The 5,888-nt window shown below is 72.4% G+C and carries 6 protein-coding genes; 1 reads left to right on the forward strand and 5 read right to left on the reverse strand.

Annotated features, from left to right (window positions below; genetic code table 11):
• Together GT042_RS06365 and GT042_RS06370 are read right to left on the reverse strand one after the other, a co-directional pair.
• The coding region (locus GT042_RS06365) for a VOC family protein (RefSeq protein WP_161307722.1) at positions 1-618 on the reverse strand (618 nt) is incomplete at its 3' end.
• 197 nt (positions 619-815) lie between these two features.
• On the reverse strand, positions 816-1,316 hold the full coding sequence (locus tag GT042_RS06370) for a tetratricopeptide repeat protein (protein ID WP_161307723.1): 501 nt from the start codon (positions 1,314-1,316) through the stop codon (positions 816-818).
• Between the two features lie 107 nt (positions 1,317-1,423).
• Between GT042_RS06370 and GT042_RS06375 the strand changes: the two genes are divergently transcribed.
• The gene (locus tag GT042_RS06375; protein ID WP_161307724.1) at positions 1,424-1,987 is read left to right on the forward strand and encodes a hypothetical protein; all 564 of its coding nucleotides are present in this window, start codon (positions 1,424-1,426) and stop codon (positions 1,985-1,987) included.
• Here the strand turns inward: GT042_RS06375 and GT042_RS06380 are convergent.
• From GT042_RS06380 to GT042_RS06390, 3 genes are all read right to left on the reverse strand, one after another.
• Positions 1,962-3,857 (reverse strand): glycoside hydrolase family 15 protein, encoded by a 1,896-nt coding sequence (locus tag GT042_RS06380; protein WP_161307725.1) that lies wholly within the window; start codon positions 3,855-3,857, stop codon positions 1,962-1,964. The two genes, GT042_RS06375 and GT042_RS06380, sit on opposite strands and share 26 nt — an antisense overlap.
• Before the next feature lie 84 nt (positions 3,858-3,941).
• Positions 3,942-4,733, reverse strand: a complete 792-nt coding sequence (locus GT042_RS06385) for a family 16 glycosylhydrolase (RefSeq protein WP_202532434.1) — start codon at positions 4,731-4,733, stop codon at positions 3,942-3,944.
• A 118-nt stretch (positions 4,734-4,851) separates the two neighbouring features.
• A partial coding sequence (locus GT042_RS06390; protein WP_161307726.1) for a sialidase family protein occupies positions 4,852-5,888 on the reverse strand: 1,037 nt, incomplete at its 5' end.

Below are 5,888 nucleotides of genomic sequence, written 5' to 3' on the forward strand. Positions count from 1 at the left end.
GAGGGCGGCGTCCGCCGCCGCGTCCACGTCGTCCACCCGGAACGACACCTGCCAGCGCGGGCGGATCCGCGGATCGGGAGCGCTGCCCACGGCCCCGCCGCGCAGCGCGCACACCGTACGTTCACCGTCCCGCACCATCACCCGGTCCTGCTCGTAGTGCACCTCCAGGCCCTCTTTCCCCTCCGGGGCCCAGTGCAGGACCTGCCCGTAGAAGATCGCGGCGGCGAAGGCGTCCCGGGTGCGCAGCTCCAGCCGGGCGGGGCCCTGCCCCTTCCCGATGGACCAGCCCCGGATGATCCTGCCCTCCCAGAGGCCAAAGACCGCCCCGTCGGGATCGGCGGCCAGCGCCCCGCGCCCGGTTTTCATGGCGAGGGGACCGACGGCGACGGTGGCGCTCCGCTCCCGCACCCGGGACGTGGCCCCGTTCACGTCGTCCACCACGAAGTACGGGGTCCAGGAGACGGCGGTACGCAGTGTGGAGGCGAGAGCACCGATCCCGGCGACGGCCTCCCCGCCGACCAGCCCGACGGAGAACTCGTCGCCCAGGGACGTCGAACGGTAGGACCAGCCGAGGACCGCGCGGTAGAACTCCTGGGCGGCGGGGAGATCGCGGGCCATCAGACTCACCCAGCAGGGGGATCCGGTGACGGCTTGAGGTGACGCCGGCATGACGCTGGTGCGCTCCATTCGTCCGGGCGGGGACGGATCGACCCGCCCCCGACGCATGCTCCCCACCTTGCCGCCGCACACGCGCTCACGCATGTGACGCGCCGCAGACTTGGCAACACCCTTGCACTACCGGTCACACCGCCCCGTCACACCGTCCCGTCGAGATCCCCGGCGTAGTGCGCGATGGCCCGCCGGTACCGCCGCACGCCCGGATCCCCACTGGTCGCGGCCAGCACCTCCAACAACGTCCTGGTGGCCTCGTGGTGCGCGCCCGTGTTGTACAGGGCCATCGCGAGGAACGCCCGCAGCGCCCCGTCGCCGGGATACCGCGCCACACCGAGCCGGAGCGTCCCGACCGCCTGCTCGTACCGGCCGAGTACCCGGTAGGTGGAGCCGAGCCCGAGCAGCGCGCCCCGGCGGTCCTCGTCGGACAGGTCGTCACCCGCCAGCGCGCGTTCGTAGTACGGCACGGCCTCGGCCTCCAGCCCCAGCACGTCGTGGATCCACGCCGTCTGGTACGCCACTTCCGCGTCCTGCGGGAACCGCGCGGCGAGGTCCAGCAGCAGCGTGCGCGCCTCCTCGTGCCGGCCTTCTTCCCTGAGCCGTACGGCCCCGGACAACGCCTCGTTCCCGCTCTGCGCGCTCATGGGGACATCGTCGCAGCTCCCGGCATTGGGGTGAGCGCTCGCCCGGGTCCGTTTCCGGGGAAGCGGGGACGGGCACTCAGGCGTGCATGAGCCGGGAAAGTGTTTGTGTGAAATATGACGTGACGCGCCTGGTGCTGGTGGGGTTGGTCTCCGGACTGCGCAGCCAGCTGGGGGTCGCGGCCGTCGCGTTGACCACCGGGCCGGGGGAGACCGCCCGGCCCGCGTCGTGGTTCGCGGGGGTGTGGGGCAAGCGGGTCGCCTCCGCCGGGGCCGTCGGGGAGCTGGTCGCGGACAAGCTGCCGTGGACCCCGAGCCGCCTCACCCCCGCCGGGATCGCCTCCCGGATGGCGTTCGGCGGGTTCGCCGCCGTCGCGCTGTCCTCACAGGAGAGGGACGGCGCCCCGCCCGTCCTCGCCGCCGCGGTGGGGGCCGCCGCGTCCGCGGTGGGCACCGTGGCCGGTGCGTACTGGCGGCGTACGGTTGCCGAGGCCGGCCGCCCCGACTGGCCGGCGGCCCTCCTGGAGGACGCCGCCGCCCTCCTGCTGGCCTACACCGCCGTCGGACACACCGACGCGGCCCGGTCCGCCGTCGCGACGGCCGCCGGAACGGCGTCGGGAGCGGTGTCGGGTGCGGTGTCGGGCGCGCTCAGCCCATCGCACGGTCGAGGTTGATCGCCGAGCTGATCAGGGAGAGATGGGTGAACGCCTGGGGATAGTTGCCCAGGTGCTCACCCGTCAGCCCGATCTGCTCCGCGAAGAGCCCCAGGTGGTTGGAGTAGGTGAACATCTTCTCCAGCGCCAGCCGCGCCGCCTCCACGTCACCGGTCCTGGCCAGCGCCTCCACCCACCAGAACGAGCAGATCGAGAACGTGCCCTCGGTGCCGTCCAGCCCGTCCGGCGCCTGCTCGGGGTCGTACCGGAACACCAGGCTGTCCACCACCAGCCGGCGGCGGATGGCCTCGACCGTGGAGCGGAAGCGCGGATCCACCGGCGACACGAACTTCACCATCGGCATCAGCAGCAGCGACGCGTCCAGGATGTTCGCCGGCTGCTGTCCGTCGTCCGCGGAGAGCCGCTGCACGAACGTCCGCTCCTCGTCGTTCCAGCCGCGCGCCATGATCTCGTGGTAGATCCGGTCCCGGACCGAGATCCACCGGCCCAGGTCGCCGGGCAGACCCCGGCGGCGCGCCATCCTGATCATGCGCTCGACCGCGACCCAGCACATCAGCCGGGAGTACGTGTGGTGCTGCTGGCCCGACCGGGTCTCCCAGATCGACTCGTCGACGGTGTTCCAGTGCTCCAGCAGCCAGTCCAGCACGACACAGAGATCGGTCCAGCTCTCGTGCGAGATCCCGGCGCCGTACTTGTCGAACAGGTAGATGGAGTCGATCAGTTCGCCGTAGAGGTCCAGCTGCCGCTGGCCGCTCGCGTCGTTGCCCGTACGGACCGGGTACGAGCCCCGATAGCCCTCCAGGTGCCCCAGCACCTCCTCGGGCAGGTGCGCGTGGCCGTCGATCGAGTACATGACCCGCAGCGGACCCGCCTCGCCGTCCGTCGCGTCGCGCAGCCGCTCGGTCAGCCAGTCCATGAAGGACTGCGCCTCCTGGGTGAACCCGAGCCGCAGCAGCGCGTACAGCGAGAACGCGGCGTCCCGGATCCACACGTACCGGTAGTCCCAGTTCCGCACCCCGCCCAGCTGCTCGGGAAGCCCGAGCGTCGGCGCGGCGATCACCGCCCCCGACGGTTCGTGGGTGAGCAGCTTGAGGGTCAGCGCCGAGCGGTGGACCATCTCGCGCCAGCGGCCCGTGTACGTGGACCGGCTCAGCCAGCGCCGCCAGAAGGCGACCGTCGCCGTGAACAGCTCCTCGGCGGTTTCGGGGGGCTCGGCGGCCTCGGCGGACGTCTCCAGCACGAACAGCGCCGTCTCGCCCTCCCCGAGGACGAACTCGCCGAAGGCGTCGGTGTCGTCCAGCTCCAGATCCACGCTCGCCCGCACCGACAGGACGAGCGAGTCACCGCTGAACCGCACCCCGCGAGGGATCCGCTCCAGCCGGTGCTCGTCGCGTCCGTAGTTCATCCGGGGCGCGATCCGTACCGACATGACCATCCGCCCGCGGATGTTCACCACCCGCCGCACCAGCCGCTGCCGGTGGGCAGCGTCGTTCTCCCGCAGGATGGGCATGAAGTCCTGGATCTCCACGATGCCGTCCACCGTGAACATACGGGTGATCAGGATGTTCGTGTCCGGGAAGTAGAACTGGTGCCGGTCCACCACCTCGCACACCGGTGCGATCTCCCAGAAGCCGCCGCGCCGGACGTCGAGCAGCGACGCGAAGACACTGGGTGAGTCGAAGCGGGGGGCGCAGAACCAGTCGACCCGGCCGTCCGTCCCCACCAGCGCGGCGGTCCGCAGATCACCGATCAGACCGTGCTCCGCGATCGGCAGGTAGTCCTCGCCCCGGTCGTCGGGACGCGCCGCGGAGCGCTGCCCGGCAGCTCTCCGCGGACCCTCCGCCCCGGTGTCCTGATCGTCGCGGTTCATCCCGTCGAGTCTTGCCCACCGGCCGCGCTCCCGCACGTCGGAGGCGGCCGGCGGGCCCTTCCGGGCCGTCTCGCCTCTCTCGCCTCAGGAGCGGTAGACGCGCAGGTACGCGACCTCGTACGACATCCTGTCCACGGACCGTTCGGGGGCCGGGTGGAAGGCCCCGGCGCAGACGGAGAGGTTCACGATCAGATAGGCGCGCCAGAACCACCCGACGCCCCGGTTGTCGGCGAACACCCGCACCCCGTTGACCCACCAGACGACCGAGCGCATCCGGAACTCGACCCGCAGGTCCACCCACGCGCCGGGCGCGATCGCCGGATCGGTGAAGTACCGCTGTCCGCCCCGGACATGGTTGGTCAGCTCCAGCAGGTCCGGGTTGTCCGGGTGGTACTCGAAGACGTCGATCTCGTTCCCGCCGTCCCGCCAGGTCCAGATCGCGGGCCACGCGCCGATCTCGGCCGGCAGCCGTACGCGCGCCTCCAGGACGTCGCCCGTACGGACCATGAAGCCGTCCTCGCTGCCCTCCGTGGTGAGCAGCCCCGTGTCCCAGTACCCGTCGCTCCTGCGGGACGCGCGGAAGACCCCGTCGCGGCTGAACTCCGCGTCGGGGGAGAGGTGGTCGAGCTTGTTGTCGCCGGGGTTGGTGGGGCCGCCGCGCGGATAGGCCCAGGACCGGCCCGCGACCCACTGCTCGGGCGAGGAGAAGTCGGCGGTGAAGACCGGTGACGCGGCGGGGCGCGAGGGCACCGGACCCGCCGGCCCCGGTCGGGCCGGACCCTGCGACACCGGACCGGACGGTCCGCGCCTCGGCCCCGGAATCCGGCCGAGCTTCTCGGCGAGCCATTCCACGAAGGGGGATCCACGCTGTGCCATCGCATCTCTTTCACCGGTACCGACGGGGTACGGCCTGACAGCGCAGGGAGCAGGAGGGCCGTACGGGTGGTGACGAGTCGTCACTCAAGGTAATGATACGGTCGCAGGGTGCGACCGATCAAGAGGGCGGGGCGTACGCGGATGCCGGGAACGCGAGCTCCGGGAACGCGGACAGGACGCGGGCCGGCAGCCGGGTGAAGCGGATCGTGTCGTGGAACGTCCGGGGCCCGGTCTCGTACAGCAACCCCACGGCCCCCGGCCCGGTCCGCACCAGGTCCGAGTAACCGGCGCGGTCCTCCGACACCGTCCACACCGGCCGCCACGACCGCCCGCCGTCCCCGCTCGCCCGCACCTGCATCCGTACGCGGGCGCGCGGATCCGCCGGTCCCGAGTACAACAGCGGCCCCCTGCCCGGCAGTCCGGACACGAGCAGCACGCTTCCCTGGACGACCGGTCCGGCGATCAGCGGCTGCGGCCGGAACGGTACGGAGAGGGTGAGCCCGCCGTCCGAGCTGTAGGCGTCGGCGCGGGCCTCGTCCGGTCGGCGGCTGTGGTCACGGGAGTTCACGTACACCAGGCCGTTGGGCAGTTCGGCGAGGGTGCTCTCGTTGAGCTGGACGGGCCCGCCGGCCGAGCCGGCCACAAAACCGACGTGCCAGGTCACGCCGCCGTCGTCGCTGTAGAGGGAGTGCGCGCCGCTGCGCCCCGTACGGCCCGACGTGTGGTTCGCGGGGACCAGCAGCCGGCCCCGGTGCGCGCCCCGGCGCAAGGACACCGCGTGCCCGGGGCCGACCGCGTACCAGCGCCAGTCCGCGGGCTTGACCGTGTCGGTGAGGTCGCGCTGCGGCGTCCACGTCGCGCCGCTGTCGGCGCTGCGCTGGACGTACACCCGGCGGGTCGACGCGGGCGCCGCGCCCGTCATGACCTGGCGGCGGCTCGCCCCGCTGATCGTCCGGCAGCTGAGCAGCACCACGTCGCCGCTCGCCGGATCGATCACCGGTACCGGGTTGCCCGCCGTGTCGGCGCCCGCGTCGGCCACTACCTGGAGCGGCCCCCAGGTGCATCCGCCGTCGAAGGAGCGCCGCAGGACCAGGTCGATGTCACCGTCGTCGGCGGAGGAGCGCCGCCGCCCCTCGGCGAAGGCGAGCAGGGCGC

The organism is Streptomyces sp. SID3212, from assembly GCF_009865405.1.
Classification (GTDB): domain Bacteria; phylum Actinomycetota; class Actinomycetes; order Streptomycetales; family Streptomycetaceae; genus Streptomyces.